The sequence below is a fragment of the Escherichia sp. S10b genome (assembly GCF_028421345.1).
Lineage (GTDB): Bacteria > Pseudomonadota > Gammaproteobacteria > Enterobacterales > Enterobacteriaceae > ECMA0423.
On the sequence record NZ_JAHZSO010000162.1, the window covers coordinates 30401 to 47268 of the forward strand.

Consider the following 16868-nt stretch of genomic DNA (forward strand, 5'->3'; position numbering starts at 1 on the left):
CAAACGCCCCGCGTTGCGGAGTTAATAAAATGAAGTAAAGGTTTATTGTTGTTAGGTGAGGCGTTGAGGGCCAGCACGGATGCCTTGCGCCTGGCTTATCCAGACGGGCGTGCTGAATTTTGCTTGTGGGGTAAAATGCGCATAATCAATGCGATAACCCTTTTCAGACGGCGTGCCTTCCTGGGTCAGCAGCGCGCTGAGCGTATCCAGTAATGCAAGATGTTGCGCCTGAAGAGGCAAAGATTCTTCAGCAACGGGCAGTGTTTGCGGTGCCATTGCGAAAGAAAGATGACGGATTACCGTGCGAATGGCATGTTGATGCCAGTAATCAACGGAATAGTTCGAATTCGGGCGGCGTGTGTTCGCTTCCAGCAAGGCCAATTGACCAAAGTTAACTTTGGCTGAAGGCTCGTGGTTGCGGGTTGTCGCTTTTGCGGGCGCGTTTGGTTCGGCGGCGTTGCTGAGCGCAGGCAAACCTAAACTCGCCGCAACCATCCCTAATAAGAGATGCGGCCAGAAGTAGCGTTTACCAAACTGTCGCCAGCGCGTCAGTATTCCACTCACGTTATTGCCATCCCGATCATATTCAAACGTATTTAGCGCACAAATCTTATCATTAAAGCCTGCAGTCCACAGCACGAATGAAGATAAGTTGTGCGGAAAAGTGCTTAAGAAAACAGCGTTCGCACCGTTTTTTATAGCTCTTATAAAATTCAAAAAAAAACGACTGGTTCACCTGGCCGGAGAGAGTGCCAGATTTGCCAGTCGAATTTTATACGACAGTATAAATGTCGTTATGCCAGTACAGCTGAAGGCGCTTTGAAGGCCAACGGCAGTTCTGCGTCGTCCTGGAAGGTCACATATTCCCAGGCTTCCTGTTTCGCCAGGACAGCCTGCAGCAGTTTGTTATTCAGTGCATGACCGGATTTATAAGCGGTAAATGCACCAATAATATTGTGACCACACATGAACAAGTCACCGATCGCATCGAGCATTTTGTGACGCACAAATTCGTCTTCAAAACGCAGGCCGTCTTCGTTCAGTACGCGATAATCGTCAACAACGATGGCACAATCGAAGCTGCCGCCCAGGCACAAACCACGGGACTGCAGATATTCGATATCACGCATGAAACCGAACGTACGCGCACGGCTGATCTGGCGCATAAACGCATCAGCGGAGAAGTTCATCGCATAGCGCTGGTTGCTGGAATCAATAGCCGGATGGTTAAAATCGATGGTGAAATCCAGCGAAAAACCATTGTACGGCTTAAATTCAGCCCACTTATCGCCATCTTCGACACGAACAGTCTCTTTGATGCGAACAAATTTTTTGGCGCAGTTCAACTCGTCGATACCGGCGTCAAGCAGCAGGTATACAAACGGAGCGGCGCTGCCGTCCATGATCGGGATTTCCGGCGCGTTAACTTCGATAACAATGTTATCGATGCCCAAGCCCGCGAGAGCAGCATTGAGGTGCTCTACGGTTGAAATCCGTACATCATGCTCGTTGACCAGACACGTACAGAGCATGGTATCACGCACAGATTTGGCATCGGCCGGGAAATCTACCGGTGGATTCAAGTCGGTGCGACGATAGATGACCCCGGTGTTGGCCGGCGCAGGGCGTAACGTCAGGGTGACTTTCTTGCCGGTATGTAAACCGACACCCGTCGCCTGAACGATACGTTTAAGTGTCCTTTGTTTGATCATCGTATTATCTCGCCAAATTACCTATCCAACCGAAGTGTACTATACATTCGGCGGGCCAGTTTAGCACAAAGAGCCTCGAAACCCAAATTCCAGTCAATTCTTAATCAGCTTGCTTACGCAGGAATGCTGGGATATCCAGATAATCCGGCTCTTTCGCAGTTTGCGGCGCATTGTCATTCACGACTTTAGCAACCGGCTTCTGCTCCTGGGTCAGCGGAGCCATCCCATGCTGCTGGTAGCGATCCATCACTGGCTGCTGAACCTGCTTATTGGTCACCAGAGTGATTTCAGGACGTTTGTCCATGCCGATACCTGTCGCAACAACGGTTACGCGCAGCTCGTCATTCATATCCGGGTCAAGAGAAGTACCGATAACCACAGTCGCGTTGTCGGAAGCAAATGCACGGATGGTGTTACCTACCGTTTCGAACTCATCCAGACGCAGGTCGAAGCCCGCCGTGATGTTAACCAGCACGCCGCGCGCGCCAGACAGGTCGATATCTTCCAGCAGCGGAGAAGAGATAGCCATTTCAGCAGCTTCTTCCGCACGGTCTTCACCGCTCGCCACGCCAGAACCCATCATTGCGTAGCCCATCTCAGACATTACGGTGCGTACGTCTGCAAAGTCCACGTTCATCAAACCCGGACGAGTAATCAGTTCAGCGATACCTTGCACAGCGCCTTTCAGTACATCGTTCGCTGCGCCAAACGCATCCAGCAGGGAGATACCGCGGCCCAGAACTTTCAGCAGTTTGTCGTTCGGGATAGTGATCAGAGAGTCCACATGCTTGGACAGTTCAGTGATCCCCTGCTCCGCGAATGCCATACGCTTCTTGCCTTCAAAGTTGAAAGGCTTAGTGACGACAGCAACGGTCAGGATACCCAAATCTTTTGCCACTTCAGCGACGACTGGTGCTGCACCTGTACCGGTACCACCACCCATACCCGCAGCAATAAAGACCATGTCTGCACCTTCCAGCGCCGCACGCAATGCATCGCGATCCTCATCAGCCGCATTGCGGCCAACTTCTGGATTAGCGCCAGCGCCCAGTCCTTTGGTGATACCGCTACCGATTTGAATCGTCTGTCCAACCGCTGTTTTACGCAGCGCTTGTGCATCGGTATTTACCGCGAAGAATTCAACACCTTCAATGCGCTCGCGCACCATGTGTTCAACAGCATTACCGCCGCCGCCGCCGACGCCGATGACTTTAATCACCGCGTCATTGGTAAGTTCCATTGGTTCAAACATAGTTTCTCTCCGATTTGTGCCTGTCGCCTGAGGCCGTAATCATCGTCGGCCTCATAAAAATTAAAACTCTTTTCGCAGCCAACTATTGAGTCGCTTGATCCACGAGCCAACTGATGCTGTAACACGTTTTTCTACTTCAGCTTCACCGTTAAGATGTGACTCTTTCCCATAGTGAAGCAATCCCACCGCCGTCGAATAATACGGCTCCTGAGCATAATCCGTTAAACCGGTAATGTTCAGCGGCGCGCCGATACGCACTTGCGTATGAAACACGCGCTGAGCACAGGCTGCAAGACCTTCGATCTGCGCTGCGCCACCGGTTAATACAATGCCTGCCGCCAGGTGATGTTTAACCCCTTGTTGGCGAAGCTTTTCCTGCAACTGCAATATCTCTTCGTTGACCAGGTTGAGCAGCTCGGTATAGCGCGGCTCGATCACCTCTGCCAGGGTCTGACGTTGCAGACTCCGCGGCGGACGACCGCCTACGCTCGGCACTTCCACGCTCTCATCTTTTCCAACGATGGAACCCAGCGCACAACCGTGGCGAACTTTAATCGCTTCGGCGTCGCTTGGCGGCGTGCCAAAGGCGTAAGCGATATCACTGGTCACGACATTGCCAGCATAAGGAATTACCTTAGTGTGGCGCAATGCCCCACCGGTATAAACGGCGATATCCATTGTACCACCACCGATATCGACGACGCAGACACCCAGTTCACGTTCATCTTCCGTCAATACCGAATAACTTGATGCCAGTCCGGCAAATATCAGTTGGTCAACTTTCAGTCCACAACGTTCAACCGCTTTGACGATGTTTTTCGCCATATCGTTGTGACATGTGATCAGGTGCACTTTTGCCTGCATCCTCACGCCCGAAAGTCCTACCGGATTCTTGATCCCTTCCTGATAGTCAATCGCATACTCTTGCGGGATCACATGCAGCACACGATGCTCATCGCGCACACGCACCGATTTCGCGGTATGGACGACGTTTTCCACATCTTCTTGCGTCACTTCTTCTTCAGAAATAGGCACCATACCAATTTCATTCTGGCAGCTGATGTGCTTACCAGAAAGCGCCAGATATACCGAAGAGATCTGACAATCTGCCATCAATTCTGCCTGGTCAATGGCACGTTGTACGCACTTGACCACGGATTCGAGGTCGTTCACCCCGCCTTTATCCATACCACGCGACGGGCAGCTGCCCACGCCAATGATATTGACCATACCGTCGGGCAGAACTTCCCCTACTAAAGCGGCAACCTTCGCGGTACCAATCTCCAGTCCTACTACCAGTTTTCTGTCCGTCGCCTTGATCATTGTTGTTCTGCCTGTGCCTGATTTTGTTGCTGAGTAGATTCCTCTGGCGGCAAGGGCGCCCAGCCTACTGCCGCTCCAGAGTCATAACGCAAATCAACGTAGCTAATCCGTTTGCCATCGGTTTGCGCCTGCTGCTGTAAAACCGGATAAAGTTCTACAAAGCGAGCCAAACGTTTCATCGTATCGCCCCGGCCAAGATTGAGCTTAATATCGTTATTCAGCGTCAACTGCCAGGAACGCCGCGCGGTCATCGCCGCTTCCTTCAGAGTAAATCTGTCCTTTGCCAGCATCTGCCCCATTTCGCGATAGCCCTGCAACACTTCATTGGCGCTGCCTTCCGGGCCATACAGCATTGGAAGCACCTGCTTGCTGGTGCGATCTGGCGGCACGCTGAAGGTGTTTCCTTCCGCGTCTACCATATGTTGATCATTCCACCGCGCAATCGGCACATATTCAACCAGATGAATCTTCAATTCATCAGGCCACTGCTTTCTGACGCTCACCTGCTTAATCCACGGCAGGCGTTGTTCTATTTGCGTCTGAATGATGTTGACATCCTGGGTCATAAAGGTACCCGGCTCACCCAATGCCAGGATCGACTGCCGGATATCGTCATTACGCGTGTAATGGCGTTCACCGGTCAACACCAGCTTTGAGAGCGGCAGGCGTTGCGCATCTTCCATCCAGCCCAACACGACCCAGCCGCTCACCAACACTGTCGTTAAAACGGTCAGCAGGAAAAGGATCCCCGCCAGACGCGTTCCATTATTGCGGCGAGAAGAAACCTCTTCTTCACTGTTTCGCGTGTTCAGAGCAGCCTGCGACATATTAGTCCGCCAGTTCCAGAATTCGTACTACCAACTGCGAGAAGCTCATACCTGCCTGACGTGCCGCCATCGGCACCAGGCTGTGGCTGGTCATACCCGGTGAGGTATTGGCTTCCAGCAGATAAAACTGTCCATCGCTGTCCAGCATAACGTCAATACGTCCCCATCCTTTGCAACCTAACGTCGTCCATGCTTTCAGCACTAATGCCTGCAAATTGGCCTCTTGTGACGCTTCCAGACCTGCGGGGCAGAAATACTGTGTCTCATCAGAGAGATACTTCGCCTCATAATCATAGAAGGTTCCGGACGGTTGAATACGTATTGACGGTAAAATTTCTTCACCGAGTATCGCAACCGTGAACTCCGGCCCACTTAGCCATTTTTCAATCAATACTTCTTCATCGTGCTGAAATGCCAATCTTAATGCATCTTGTAGAGCATTTTCTGCTACTACTTTTGACATTCCCACACTGGAACCTTCGCGGCTCGGCTTAACGATAACCGGCAAACCCAGAGCAGAAATTTCTGCTAACTGCTTATCGCTCAGGCCTTTTTCAAACTCTGCGCGGGTTAACGCTACCCACGGCGCGACCGGTAAACCGGCACCTTGCCACAGCAGTTTGCTGCGTAGTTTATCCATTGAAAGCGCAGATGCCATCACTCCGCTGCCGGTATAAGGCAAGCCCATCAGCTCGAGCATGCCCTGCAGCGTACCATCTTCACCGCCGCGACCGTGTAGCGCGATAAACACTTTCTGAAAACCCATCGACTTCAGTTGCGTCACGTCGACTTCTTTCGGGTCGACAGGATACGCATCAATACCGCCTTCACGCAGCCCGGCTAACACCGCTGCGCCAGAATTCAGAGAAACTTCCCGCTCAGCGGAAGTCCCGCCCAACAGGACCGCGATTTTATCAGTCATGTTGTTCTTCCTCCGGAGTTTGCGGCTTCAGTTTGATTTCAGCTAAAGAACGGGCAATTTTTCCGATATTACCAGCCCCCTGAACGAGAATCAGGTCGTTACCGGTTAATACCGGTGCCAGCATCTCGGCTACCTGCGCAGGGTCCGGCACCAGAATGGGATCAATTTTCCCACGTCCACGAATTGTGCGACACAGCGAACGGCTGTCCGCTCCCGGAATTGGCGCTTCGCCAGCCGGATACACTTCCAGCATCAACAGGGTATCAACCTGCGTCAGCACATTGGCGAAATCATCATACAGGTCGCGCGTACGGGTAAAACGGTGCGGCTGAAACAGCATTACCAGGTTTTTATCCGGCCAGCCTGCGCGCGCCGCTTTAATGGTGGCGTCAACTTCCGTCGGGTGGTGGCCGTAGTCATCGACCAGCATTGCCGTACCGCTTTTACCATTCACTGGCTCCAGCGGGAATTCACCGAGGAAATCAAAACGGCGCCCAGTCCCCTGGAAGCTCTCCAGCGCACGTAAAATAGCCTCGTCATCAATTCCCTCTTCCGTAGCAACCGCAACCGCAGCTGCGGCGTTCAGCGCGTTATGACGACCTGGCGCATTCAGGGTGACGCGCATCGGCTCTTTGTCCTGGCGCAGCAGCGTAAAGTGCCCCTGCGGGCCAATCTGCTGATAATCTTCTACACGCACGTCGGCATCTTCGCTGAAGCCGTAAGTCGTGGTCTGACGTCCCACTCGCGGTAACAATTCGCGGATCACCGGATCATCAACACACATCACCGCACGACCGTAAAACGGCAGGTTGTGCAGAAAATTAATAAAAGTCTGTTTTAAATTCTCAAAGTCGCCCTGGTAGGTATCCATGTGGTCGGCTTCGATATTGGTGACAATCGCCACCATCGGTTGCAGATGCAGGAACGATGCATCACTCTCATCTGCTTCGGCAATCAGGTACCGACCATGCCCCAAACGCGCATGAACCCCCGCCGCTTTTACCAGCCCGCCGTTAACGAAGGTTGGGTCGAGCCCCGCTTCTGCGTAGATGCTGGAAACCATCGCGGTGGTTGTCGTTTTGCCGTGCGTTCCTGCAATGGCGATGCCATGACGAAAACGCATTAACTCAGCCAGCATTTCGGCACGACGGATCACCGGAATACGCGCTTCATGAGCTGCGACAATTTCCGGGTTATCGGCAGAAATGGCGCTGGAAACAACGACCACGCTGGCATCACGTACGTTTTCCGGGCGATGGTTGAAATAAATCGTCGCTCCCAGATTCATTAACTGCTGCGTGACCGGATTTGGCGCTAAATCGGAACCACTGATCTGATAACCTTCATTGGCCAGAACTTCGGCAATACCGCCCATACCGGCACCACCGATGCCGACAAAATGTATGTGCCGAACGCGACGCATTTCGGGCACGATGGAACGCAGTTTTGCCAATTGTTGTGTATTCATTCTTTACGCCATTAACTTCTTAAATTCATACGATGCAAAAGGCATCGCTACAATTACGCCCGGGCAGCCCGGCTCACTTCATTTGCCACTCGCTCGGTGGCATCCGGAATGGATGCAGCGCGGGCGCGTTCTGCCATGGTTAATAAGGTTTCTCGCGACCACCCGGCCAGGGTGTTGGCGACAGCATCCACGCTAAGCTGTGGCTGCTCGATAATTTTGGCTGCGCCCGCTTTTTCCAGCGGTAGCGCATTCCAGTATTGCTGGCGGTCTTTATGTTGAAACGGCACAAACAACGCCGGTAGTCCTGCCGCGGCGATTTCACTCACCGTTAAAGCACCGGAGCGGCAAACGACGACATCCGCCCACGCATACGCCGCCGCCATATCATCAATAAATTCCGTCACTTTATGCTGCGGTTGCCCCGCTTCGGCATACGCCTGTTCAACGGATTGTTGCGAACCTTTACCGCTCTGATGCCAGATAGTGACTGAATCACCCAGTTTCGCAGCAACCTGCGGCATTGTCTGGTTAAGAATGCGTGCGCCCTGGGAACCACCCACTACCAGCACACGAACCGGACCTTCACGTCCAGCCAAACGTTGCTGCGGCAACGGCAGCGCCAGTACATCGGTACGCACCGGGTTACCCACCACTTCCGCATTAGGGAAAGCGCCTGGAAACGCCTGCATCACTTTGGTGGCAATCTTCGCCAGCCATTTATTGGTTAAGCCCGCAATACCGTTTTGTTCATGAAGTACAACCGGAATGCCTAACGACCACGCGGCCAGACCACCTGGACCTGATACATAGCCGCCCATACCGAGTACCACGTCAGGTTTGTACGCTTTCATAATCGCCCGCGCCTGACGCCAGGCGTTGAAGATACGCAGCGGCGCAGCTATCAGTGCTTTTATACCTTTTCCACGCAGACCAGAGATACGAATGAAATCAATTTCGATGCCATGTTTTGGCACTAAGTCCGCTTCCATACGGTCGGCAGTCCCCAGCCAGCGAACTTGCCAACCCTGAGCCATTAGATGGTGCGCAACCGCCAGTCCCGGGAATACATGTCCACCGGTTCCGCCTGCCATCACCATTAATCGCTTTCCTTGACCACTCATCGTGAACCTCGTACAAACGCCTGCGCTTTCTCCAGACGCGTTTCATAATCAATACGCAACAGCATCATGATGGCTGTCGACATAATCAGTAAGCTCGAACCACCGTAACTGATCAGCGGCAATGTCAGACCTTTGGTCGGTAACATCCCCGCCGCCGCGCCTACGTTAACCAGCGCCTGGAAGCTAAACCAGATGCCAATAGAACAGGCGAGAAAACCGGAAAAACGGTGGTCAATTTCTAACGCTTTGCGGCCAATCGACATCGCGCGAAAAGCGACGAAGAATACCATTAAAAGTGCCAGCACCACACCGACATACCCCAGTTCTTCGCCGATAATGGCGAAAATAAAGTCAGTGTGCGCTTCCGGCAGATACTCCAGTTTTTGTACCGAGTTACCTAAACCTTGTCCCCAAAGTTCGCCGCGACCAAACGCCATCAGCGATTGCGTTAACTGATAGCCGCTGCCAAAGGGATCTTCCCACGGGTTCCAGAATGCGGTAACACGGCGGATACGGTACGGTTCGGCGAGTATCAGCAACACAACCGCTGAAATGCCCATACCGATAATGGCAATGAACTGCCACAATTTCGCTCCCGCCAGGAACAACATCGCCAGCGTAGTCACAAACAACACCACCACCGTACCAAGGTCTGGCTGTGCCAGCAGTAACACTGCCAACACCAGAATCACGCCCATCGGTTTCAGGAAGCCGCGCAGGTTATTACGTACTTCGTCGCCTTTACGCACCAGATAGTTGGCGATATAACAAAACAGCGACAGTTTTGTCAGCTCCGCAGGCTGGATACGCAGCAAACCGAGATCGATCCAACGCGATGCCCCTTTAACCGAGCTACCCACTACCAGCACGATCATCAGCAGGATGATAGATCCGAGCAGCATCGTGGCACTGTAGCGTTGCCAGAACTCCATCGGCAGACGCAGCGTAATGATCGCCAGAATGAATGCCAGGATCAGATAGACGCCATCACGCTTCGCGAAGAAGAACGGATCGTTGGTTAAGCGTTGCCCTATGGGCATTGACGCCGAGGTCACCATGATAAAGCCAATCGCCGCAAGGCCGAAGGTCAGCCACAGTAAGGTGCGATCGTACATGATCAGGCTGTCGGTATCTTTTTCCCGCGAGCCCATCACCCAGCCTTTTAGCGCCGTGGAGATCCAGACCAGGATACTGAATCCTGGCAGGCGCGGCATTTTCAGGCGAGGGAGAGATAAACGCATCAACCTAACTCCTTCGCCAGACGGGCAAACTCATTGCCTCGTTGTTCAAAGTTCTTGAACTGATCAAGGCTGGCACAGGCCGGGGAGAGCAGAACCATATCGCCCGGCTGAACACGCGGAGCCAGCAAGCGCATCGCCTGTTCCATAGTTTCGGTTTGTTCTGCCACTTCCGGGCGTAGCGCCGCCAGCTGCGCACCGTCACGACCAAAACAGTACAAACGCACGTTGTCGCCATTCAGATAGCGCGCCAGTGGACTGAAGTCCGCCGATTTACCATCGCCGCCCAGCAACAAATGCAGCGTGCCGTCTACCTGCAAGCCATTCAACGCCGCTTCCGTACTGCCGACGTTAGTGGCTTTCGAATCGTTAATCCAGCGTACGCCATTGTGCTCCAGCACCACTTCAAAGCGATGCGGCAGACCGGCGAAGGTGGTTAACGCTTTCAGGCTGCTGGCGCGCGGCAAACCAGCTGCGTCTGCCAGTGCCAGTGCTGCCAGCGCATTGGTGTAGTTATGCTGCCCGGAAAGTTTCATCTCTTTCACGTTCAGCACTTTCTCGCCTTTCACTCGCAGCCAGGTTTCTCCCTGCTGATGATTCAGGTGATAGTCACCCATGTTGACGCCAAAGCTGACGCAGCGTTCATCAGCACCGCGAATCGGCATTGTTAAGGCATCATCAGCATTGACGACACAAACTTTCGCATTTTCGTAAATACGCAATTTTGCCGCACGGTATTGCTGCAAACCAAACGGATAGCGGTCCATATGATCTTCAGTCACGTTCAGAATGGTCGCCGCCACCGCCTGTAAGCTGGAAGTGGTTTCCAGCTGGAAGCTCGACAGTTCCAGCACGTACAGTTCGCACTCAGCATCAAGCAGCATCAACGCTGGCAGGCCAATATTGCCACCCACACCAACGTTAACCCCCGCCGCTTTCGCCATTTCACCCACTAGCGTGGTGACCGTGCTTTTGCCGTTAGAACCGGTAATCGCCACAATCGGTGCTTGTGCTTCGCGACAGAACAGCTCGATATCGCCAACGATTTCGATTCCGGCATCAGCGGCAGCGCTTAAGGATGGATGCGCCAGTGCAATACCGGGACTGGCGACAATCAGATCTGCCGCCATCAGCCATTCATCATTCAGACTGCCCGTGTGGCGTTCTACGGCTTCGGGTAATTTATCCAGGCCAGGCGGTGTCATACGCGTATCCATAACGCGCGGCGTCACACCGCGAGCGAGGAAAAAGTCCACGCAGGAAAGCCCGGTGAGGCCCAGACCGATAATGACGACATTTTTACCCTGATAATCAGCCATGATTAACGTACCTTCAGCGTTGCCAGACCAATCAGAACCAGCATCAGCGAAATAATCCAGAAACGCACAATGACGCGCGGTTCCGGCCAGCCTTTCAGTTCATAGTGGTGATGAATCGGTGCCATGCGGAAAATACGTTGTCCGCGCAGTTTAAAGGAGCCGACCTGCAGGATGACAGAAAGCGTTTCTACCACGAACACGCCCCCCATAATCACCAGCAGGAATTCCTGACGTAGCAGTACGGCGATAATGCCTAACGCACCACCTAACGCCAGCGAACCTACATCGCCCATAAAGACCTGCGCCGGATAGGTGTTAAACCACAGGAAGCCCAGTCCTGCCCCGACTATCGCCGTGCAGACAATGACCAGTTCCCCGGCGTGTCGCAGATACGGTATGTGTAAATAGCTGGCAAAGTTCATGTTGCCGGTCGCCCACGCCACCAGCGCAAAACCACCGGCGACAAATACGGTCGGCATAATTGCCAGGCCGTCGAGACCATCGGTCAGGTTTACCGCGTTGCCAGTACCCACAATGACGAAGTAAGCCAGCAGAATGTAGAACAGCCCCAGCTGCGGCATCACATCTTTAAAGAATGGGACCACCAGCTGCGTTGCGGGCGTGTCTTTGCCGGCAAGGTACAGGGCGAAGGCGACACCCAGCGCAATGACCGACATCCAGAAATACTTCCAACGAGCGATCAACCCTTTGGTGTCTTTACGCACCACTTTGCGATAATCATCAACAAAGCCAATAACACCGTAACCTACCAGCACCACCAACACGCACCAGACGTACGGATTGGACGGGTAAGCCCACAGCAGTACGGAGATCACTATCGCCGTCAGGATCATAATCCCGCCCATGGTCGGCGTACCGCGCTTGCTGAAGTGTGATTCAGGACCGTCGTTACGCACCACCTGACCAAAGGAAAGTTTTTGCAAATGAGCAATCATACGCGGGCCCATCCACAATGAGATGAACAGCGCGGTCAGCAGGCTGACGATGGCGCGAAACGTCAGATAGGAAAAGACGTTAAAGCCGGAATAATATTTGACCAAATGTTCGGCCAGCCAAACTAACATGTCCCATTCTCCTGTAAAGCGCGTACTACCTCTTCCATGGCGGCACTACGTGAACCCTTAACTAAAATCGTAATTACCTGTTGCTCAGCAATCAGTGATTTAAGACGCGTAATTAACGCAGTTTTATCAGCAAAATGTTCGCCAACGCCGCTGGCGGTGCTGATAGCATGGCTTTGTTTACCCACGCTTAACACGCGGTCAATACCAGCAGCTTTTGCCGCCTCGCCCACCTGTACATGGCAGGCTTCGCTTTCAGCGCCCAGTTCCGCCATATCGCCCACCACCAGCACGCGGTAGCCCGGCATTTCAGCCAGTACCTGAACAGCGGCGGTCATTGAACCGACATTGGCGTTGTAGGAGTCGTCGAGCAGCAACTGGTTTTCTGCCAGTTGGATGGGGAACAGACGGCCTGGAACAGCTTTCAGATTTGCCAGCCCCGCTTTGATAGCATCAAGCGTTGCGCCCACGGACATGGAGAGCGCAGCGGCTGCCAGCGCATTCGCAATATTGTGACGCCCCGGCAACGGCAGCAGAACATCGACGCTACCGGTTGGGGTTTGTAGGGTAAATTCCGTACCGTGCGAGGTCACATGGATATTGGTGGCGGTGAAATCGCTGTTGGCGGCATTGGGTGAGAAACGCCACACTTTGCGTGAGCCAATTACGCTCTGCCAGTTCAGCCAGTCGTTGTTGTCGGCGTTCATAATGGCGATACCGTTTTCCGGCAGGCCGCTAAAGATTTCACCTTTCGCTTTCGCGACACCCGCAAGCGAGCCAAAACCTTCCAGATGCGCCGCTGCCAGGTTGTTGACCAGCGCAGCTTCCGGGCGAGTCAGACTCACAGTCCAGGCTATTTCGCCCTGATGGTTCGCGCCAAGTTCAATAACTGCGTAATCGTATTCCGGCGTTAAGCGCAACAGCGTCATCGGTACACCGATGTCGTTGTTGAGATTGCCTGCCGTATAAAGCGTGTTGCCGCACTGGCTTAAAATCGCCGCCGTCATCTCTTTAACGGAGGTTTTGCCGGAGGACCCCGTCAGAGCAACCACGCGCGCCGGAACTTGCTGGCGAACCCATGCAGCCAGTTCACCAAACGCCAGACGCGTATCCTTGACGATTAACTGCGGCAGGTCGATGTCCAGCGGACGGCTAACCAGTAGTGCGCCTGCGCCGCCAGCTTTCGCCTGGTCGGCAAAATCGTGGGCATCAAAACGTTCGCCTTTCAGGGCAACAAACAGGCAGCCCGGCGTCAGTTTTCGGGTATCAGTGGTTACAGCATCAAGGGTGATATCTGCACCTTGCAGTTCACCGTTGAGAATGTCGGTAAGTTGGCTAAGGGTTACGCTAATCATGCAATCACCCCCAGCAGACGCGCCACCGTGACGCGATCGGAGTAGTCCAGACGCTGATTGCCAACAATCTGGTAATCTTCATGGCCTTTGCCCGCGACCAGTACCACATCATTCTCTTTAGCCTGCATAACGGCGCAAGTCACCGCTTCAGCACGGCCTTCCATCACTTTGGCATGTCCGGCATCTAACATTCCCGCCAGAATATCGTTGATGATGGCACGCGGTTCTTCGGTACGCGGGTTATCGTCCGTCACCACCGCCACGTCAGCAAACTCTTCGGCAATTGCGCCCATCAGTGGACGCTTACCTTTATCGCGATCGCCACCACAGCCAAAGACGCACCACAGCTTGCCCGCACAGTGCAGGCGCGCCGCCTGTAAGGCTTTTTCCAGTGCATCCGGCGTATGCGCGTAATCCACCACCACCGTCGGTTTGCCTAGCGCAGTGAACACTTCCATACGTCCGCAAACCGGTTGCAGACGCGCGGCGGTTTTCAGCAGATCAGCCAGTGGATAGCCGAGTGCCAGCAGTGTCGCCAGCGCGAGCAGCAGGTTGCTGACGTTAAAAGCGCCCATCAGATGGCTTTCAATTTCGCCATCGCCCCAACTTGAGCTAAAGCGAATCGTCGCACCGCTGTCGTGATAGTTCACGTCGATCGCTTTTAACCAGCGTCCGTGACAGTTCGGATTGATATGATCTTCCATTGATACCGCAACCGCGTCCGGCAGTTTTGCCAGCCAGCGGCGGCCCACTTCATCGTCGGCGTTAATAATCGCCTGACCGCAATGATGTTCAGAATAAAGCAGCCATTTCGCAGCTTCGTAGTGTTCCATATCACCATGATAATCAAGGTGATCGCGGCTTAAGTTGGTAAAGACCGACGCCGCAAATTTCAATGCCGCCACACGGTGCTGTACCAGCCCGTGGGAGGAAACTTCCATTGCGCAAAACGTCGCGCCCTGCTCCACCAGCCCCGCCAGCTCATGCTGAACATCGACTGCCGAACCGGTAGTATTTTCTGTCGGGATCACTTTCCCAAGCAGACCGTTACCAACGGTGCCCATTACCGCGCTGGTTTCGCCAAGCAGTTGGCTCCACTGCGCCAGCAGCTGGGTAGTCGTGGTTTTGCCGTTGGTGCCCGTTACGCCTACGAGACGTAAATTGTCAGAGGGTTCATGGTAAAAGCGGCCCGCCAGTGCAGATAAACGCTCGTTGAGCTGGCTGAGATAGATGACCGGTACGCCGTGCATTTCACGGATTTCACCATCGGTCGCCTCATCTTTCGCCTCTGCAATAATGGCAGCCACACCTTGCGCTATCGCCTGCGGGATATATCGACGCCCGTCCGCCTGATGACCTACTACAGCTACAAAGAGATCGCCCGCCGCAGCCACACGGCTGTCGAGTGTCATCTCTCGCAGTGCTCGCGAAGGTGCGTCTGGCACCCACGGAGCAAGAAGGTCGCGCAAATTACGATCTGCCACCTGTCCCCTCGCCTTGATTAATCACAAATTCATTTTTATCGCCCGTTGTCAGCGCATCCGGCTCGATGTTCATGGTACGCAATACGCCGCCCATGATGGCACCAAAGACCGGCGCGGAAACGGCGCCGCCGTAGTATTTACCCGCCTGCGGATCGTTGAGAACAACAACCAGCGCGAAGCGCGGCTGACTCGCAGGCGCAACGCCTGCGGTATAAGCAATATATTTATTGATGTAGCGACCGTCCGGCCCGACCTTTTTCGCGGTACCGGTTTTAATGGCGATACGATAGCCTTTAATCGCCGCTTTCACGCCGCCGCCGCCTGGTAGCGCCACGCTTTCCATCATATGCACCACGGTGCGAACAATGGATTCCGGGAAGACACGTTCACCGGGAACCGGGGGGTCAACTTTGGTAATCGACAGTGGGCGATAAATGCCGTAGCTGCCGATAGTTGCGTAGACTCGCGCTAACTGTAACGGTGTTACCATTAGCCCGTAGCCGAAAGAGAAGGTGGCCCTCTCTATGTCAGACCACCGTTGTTTTTGAGGATATAAGCCACTGCGTTCTCCGACCAACCCCAAATTGGTCGCTTTTCCCAGTCCAAAACGTGAGTAAGTATCTACTAACGCTGAGGACGGCATCGCTAACGCCAGCTTGGAAACACCGACGTTACTCGACTTCTGTAATACCCCGGTCAGGGTTAATTTGCTGTAGCGTGCCACGTCTTTGATTTCGTGGCCGTTAATTCGATAGTTAATTCGATAAGGAATGGTATTGAGTACCGAGTTTTCCCGCACCACGCCACGTTGCAACGCGGTCATTACCACCATCGGTTTAACCGTTGAGCCCGGTTCAAACACGTCGGTGATGGTACGGTTACGCATCGCCTCTTTCGGCGTGCCGCTCAGATTGTTAGGGTTGTATGACGGGCTGTTAGCCATCGCCAGCACTTCACCGGTGTTGACATCCACCAGCACGGCGCTACCAGATTCAGCCTTGTTAAAGGCCACCGCGTTGTTCAGTTCGCGATAAACCAGCGCCTGCAGGCGTTCATCAATACTCAGCGCCAGGTTGTGCGCTGCGTGGCTGTCAGTAGAAGAAATATCTTCAATTACGCGACCATAGCGGTCTTTACGCACAATGCGCTCACCCGGCTGCCCGGTAAGCCATTTATCGAAACTCTTCTCAACGCCCTCAATCCCTTGACTATCGACGTTAGTAAAGCCGATGAGGTGAGCAGTCACTTCGCCGGACGGATAGTAACGGCGAGACTCTTCACGCAGATGAATCCCCGGCAGTTTCAGTTTTTTGATGTAGTCCGCCATGTCAGGGTTCACCTGACGCGCCAGATAAATAAAGCGCCCTTTCGGGTTGGCGTTAATGCGGGCTGAAAGCTGATCCAGCGGAATATTGAGCGCGTTAGCCAGTGCCTTCCAGCGGTCACCGACGCTGATACCGCCAGCGTCATGCACTTCTTTCGGGTCAGCCCAAATCGCTTTTACCGGCACGCTCACCGCTAACGGGCGACCAGAACGGTCAGTAATCATGCCGCGGGAGGTGGAAACTTGCTGAACGCGAAGAGAACGCATGTCGCCCTCTTTCACCAGCATATCCGGGGAGATAACTTGTAACCACGCTACGCGTCCGAGCAGAAAAGCCAGCGCCAGGAGAATACAGCCGCATAACAACGCAAAACGCCAACTGATAAAGTTGGCATGTTCTTCCTGACGTTTTGGTTTCTGCGTTTTCGCCGCTGCTTTCAT

The 16868-nt window shown here is 53.7% G+C and carries 14 protein-coding genes; all 14 read right to left on the reverse strand.

Annotated features, from left to right (window positions below; all coding sequences use genetic code 11):
* Positions 1-51: 51 nt before the first annotated feature.
* Positions 52-564, reverse strand: coding sequence for a secA translation cis-regulator SecM (gene secM, locus FTE26_RS12070; RefSeq protein ID WP_000014321.1), 513 nt, complete (start codon positions 562-564; stop codon positions 52-54).
* Between the two features lie 230 nt (positions 565-794).
* Positions 795-1712 (reverse strand): UDP-3-O-acyl-N-acetylglucosamine deacetylase, encoded by a 918-nt coding sequence (gene lpxC / locus FTE26_RS12075; protein ID WP_000595482.1) that lies wholly within the window; start codon positions 1710-1712, stop codon positions 795-797.
* Between the two features lie 100 nt (positions 1713-1812).
* The gene (gene ftsZ / locus FTE26_RS12080; protein WP_000462776.1) at positions 1813-2964 is read right to left on the reverse strand and encodes a cell division protein FtsZ; all 1152 of its coding nucleotides are present in this window, start codon (positions 2962-2964) and stop codon (positions 1813-1815) included.
* A gap of 60 nt (positions 2965-3024) precedes the next feature.
* Positions 3025-4287 carry a cell division protein FtsA gene (ftsA, locus tag FTE26_RS12085; protein ID WP_000588474.1) on the reverse strand — a complete coding sequence of 421 codons (1263 nt, stop codon included), beginning with the start codon at positions 4285-4287 and terminating at the stop codon, positions 3025-3027.
* Entirely contained in the window at positions 4284-5114 is an 831-nt protein-coding gene (gene ftsQ, locus FTE26_RS12090; protein ID WP_000075744.1) for a cell division protein FtsQ, read from the reverse strand. Before ftsQ ends, ftsA begins: the two co-directional genes overlap by 4 nt.
* Position 5115: 1 nt before the next feature.
* Positions 5116-6036, reverse strand: a complete 921-nt coding sequence (ddlB, locus tag FTE26_RS12095; protein ID WP_000130056.1) for a D-alanine--D-alanine ligase — start codon at positions 6034-6036, stop codon at positions 5116-5118.
* Positions 6029-7504: a UDP-N-acetylmuramate--L-alanine ligase gene (gene murC, locus FTE26_RS12100; protein ID WP_001096048.1), complete on the reverse strand. Its 1476-nt coding sequence runs from the start codon at positions 7502-7504 to the stop codon at positions 6029-6031. Before murC ends, ddlB begins: the two co-directional genes overlap by 8 nt.
* 53 nt (positions 7505-7557) lie before the next feature.
* On the reverse strand, positions 7558-8625 hold the full coding sequence (gene murG / locus FTE26_RS12105; protein ID WP_000016559.1) for an undecaprenyldiphospho-muramoylpentapeptide beta-N-acetylglucosaminyltransferase: 1068 nt from the start codon (positions 8623-8625) through the stop codon (positions 7558-7560).
* Complete coding sequence (gene ftsW / locus FTE26_RS12110) at positions 8622-9866, reverse strand: cell division protein FtsW (RefSeq protein WP_001295532.1); 1245 nt, start codon at positions 9864-9866, stop codon at positions 8622-8624. Before ftsW ends, murG begins: the two co-directional genes overlap by 4 nt.
* Positions 9866-11182: a UDP-N-acetylmuramoyl-L-alanine--D-glutamate ligase gene (gene murD / locus FTE26_RS12115; protein ID WP_000796467.1), complete on the reverse strand. Its 1317-nt coding sequence runs from the start codon at positions 11180-11182 to the stop codon at positions 9866-9868. Before murD ends, ftsW begins: the two co-directional genes overlap by 1 nt.
* A 2-nt stretch (positions 11183-11184) precedes the next feature.
* Complete coding sequence (mraY, locus tag FTE26_RS12120) at positions 11185-12267, reverse strand: phospho-N-acetylmuramoyl-pentapeptide-transferase (protein ID WP_000964131.1); 1083 nt, start codon at positions 12265-12267, stop codon at positions 11185-11187.
* Positions 12261-13619, reverse strand: a complete 1359-nt coding sequence (gene murF / locus FTE26_RS12125) for a UDP-N-acetylmuramoyl-tripeptide--D-alanyl-D-alanine ligase (protein ID WP_000626688.1) — start codon at positions 13617-13619, stop codon at positions 12261-12263. The genes mraY and murF overlap by 7 nt, the downstream gene beginning before the upstream one ends.
* Entirely contained in the window at positions 13616-15103 is a 1488-nt protein-coding gene (murE, locus tag FTE26_RS12130; protein ID WP_000785139.1) for a UDP-N-acetylmuramoyl-L-alanyl-D-glutamate--2,6-diaminopimelate ligase, read from the reverse strand. Before murE ends, murF begins: the two co-directional genes overlap by 4 nt.
* Positions 15090-16868 carry a peptidoglycan glycosyltransferase FtsI gene (ftsI, locus tag FTE26_RS12135; RefSeq protein WP_039023101.1) on the reverse strand — a complete coding sequence of 593 codons (1779 nt, stop codon included), beginning with the start codon at positions 16866-16868 and terminating at the stop codon, positions 15090-15092. The genes murE and ftsI overlap by 14 nt, the downstream gene beginning before the upstream one ends.